We start from the raw sequence: 2,303 nt of genomic DNA on the forward strand, positions 1-2,303 counted from the left end.
GTAAGCGTCCAGTCAGCACCGTCTGGTTTATTTCATCAGGTTCTGTAATTCAGGTGTCCACTTATTTTTGCAGGTGGACACCTTCGTGAGTACCCAACAACGACGTTCCCGTAAGCAGTATTCCCCTGAACTGAAGCTGAAACTGGTCAGGATGGCCGTTAAGGCCAGCAACGAAGGTAACAGCGTTGCTGCGCTTGCCCGTCAGTACGATGTTAACGATAATTTGCTCTTCAAATGGGTGCGCCTCTGGCAGCGCGAAGGTCAGGTATCCCGGCCCCGACGCAAGTACCGTAAAACCTCATCTCCCGCACTTTTACCTGTTCAGCTGACAACGACAGTGTCGGATTTTCCGCCCGCTGTCACATCCGCCGGTTCGCAGGATATCGTCTGTCACGCCCGACTGCGTCAGGGTGACATCACGTTGCATAACCCTTCTGCGGAGTTGATGCGCCTCGTACTGCGGGAAATTATGAAAGGAAGCGCTCCGTGATCGGGCTGCCTTCCGGCACAAAAATCTGGCTGGTTGCCGGTATCACCGATATGCGCAACGGCTTCAACGGGCTGGCCGCAAAGGTACAGACGGCGTTGAAAGACGACCCTATGTCCGGACACGTCTTCATCTTCCGGGGANNGGAAAGGTGTTCCTCACGCCGGCACAGCTGGCGATGCTGATGGAGGGCATCGACTGGCGACAGCCAAAACGCCTGCTGACGTCCCTGACTATGCTGTAAGCCAATTTATCCTGGTCGCGGGTGGATCGGCCTGGTAATATACCCGGTATGAACAGCCCGCCGCCTGACGATATTAATGAACTCAGACGTCTTCTTGCCGAACAGGAGGCGCTGATCCATGCCCTGCAGGAAAAGCTGAGCAACCGGGAACGCGAAATCGACCACCTGCAGGCGCAACTGGATAAGCTGCGCCGGATGCACTTCGGCCGCCGTTCAGAAAAAGTGGCCCGCCGTATCGCACAGATGGAAGCAGACCTGAACCGGCTTCAGATGGAAAGCGATGCGCTGACAGGCCGGGTGGATGATGCGGCGGTCCAGCGGCCACTTCGCCAGACCCGGACCCGTAAACCCTTCCCTGAATCCCTTCCCCGTGACGAGAGGCGGCTGTTGCCGGCTGCGTCCTGCTGCCCGGACTGCGGCGGCACGCTGTCGTACCTGGGGGAAGATACGGCCGAACAGCTGGAGCTGATGCGCAGCGCCTTCCGGGTTANNATATCGTCAGTCAGAAATCTATGCGCGGCAGGGTGTGGAGCTGAGCCGTTCTGTGCTGTCGGGCTGGGTGGACGCGTGCTGCCGGCTGCTGTCGCCGCTGGAAGAGGCCCTGCAGCGCTACGTGCTGACGGACGGCAAGCTGCACGCCGATGACACGCCGGTGCCGGTGCTGCTGCCGGGCAACAAAAAGACGAAGACCGGGCGGTTATGGACGTATGTGCGTGACGACCGCAATGCAGGCTCAGTGTTACCCCCGGCGGCGTGGTTCGCTTACAGCCCGGACAGAAAAGGCCTACACCCGCAGAGCCATCCTGCCGGCTTCAGCGGTGTACTGCAGGGTGACGCCTGCGCCGGGTTCAACGAGCTCTACCGGGAAGGGCATATAAAGGAAGCCGCCTGCTGGGCGCATGCCCGGAGAAAAATCCACGATGTGCACGTCCGCACGCCATCAGTCCTGACGGAAGAAGCCCTGAAACGCATCGGAAAACTGTATGCCATCGAGGCGGACATCAGGGGCAAAAACGCAGCGGAAAGGCGGGCAGCACGACAGGAAAAAGCGCTACCGGTGTTGACGTCACTGGAAGGATGGCTGCGTGAGAAACAGAAAACCCTCTCGGGGCACTCAGAGCTGTCGAAGGCGTTCGCGTATGCGCTGAACCAGTGGCCGGCCCTGAGCAGGTATGCAGAAGACGGCTGGGTGGAAGCGGATAATAACATCGCTGAAAACGCCCTGCGGCTGGTGAGTGTGGGGAGAAAAAACTGGCTGTTCTTCGGCTCAGATCATGGTGGAGAGCGCGGTGCGCTGGTGTACAGTCTTATCGGGACGTGCAAACTGAACGGTATGGATCCGGAGCGCTATCTTCGACATGTTCTTGACGTGATAGCTGACTGGCCGGTAAACCGGGTCAGCGAACTGCTGCCGTGGCGTATCGCTCTGCCAGTGGAATAACCCTCTTACGTCAATACGGTTCTCGCTGGACGCTTACCGATAATCTCAAACGCTGTCTCTTATACACATCTCCGAGCCCACGAGACTGGTTCTCATATCTAGGGTGGGGTTTTTTTTTTTGGAGGGGGGGG

General features: G+C 58.4%; 1 protein-coding gene and 2 pseudogenes. All 3 read left to right on the forward strand.

Annotated features, from left to right (window positions below; genetic code table 11):
• Positions 1-85: 85 nt before the first annotated feature.
• Positions 86-490 carry a transposase gene (locus ACLRGG_RS17220; RefSeq protein ID WP_416250924.1) on the forward strand — a complete coding sequence of 135 codons (405 nt, stop codon included), beginning with the start codon at positions 86-88 and terminating at the stop codon, positions 488-490.
• A pseudogene (gene tnpB, locus ACLRGG_RS17225) lies at positions 487-630 on the forward strand (IS66 family insertion sequence element accessory protein TnpB); the annotation flags it as partial. The gene ACLRGG_RS17220 and the pseudogene tnpB, both read left to right, overlap by 4 nt.
• A 149-nt stretch (positions 631-779) precedes the next feature.
• A pseudogene (tnpC, locus tag ACLRGG_RS17230) lies at positions 780-2,172 on the forward strand (IS66 family transposase).
• Positions 2,173-2,303 lie beyond the last annotated feature (131 nt).

The organism is Erwinia sp. PPS120 (genome assembly GCF_047918655.1).
GTDB classification, from domain to species: domain Bacteria; phylum Pseudomonadota; class Gammaproteobacteria; order Enterobacterales; family Enterobacteriaceae; genus Erwinia; species Erwinia tasmaniensis_A.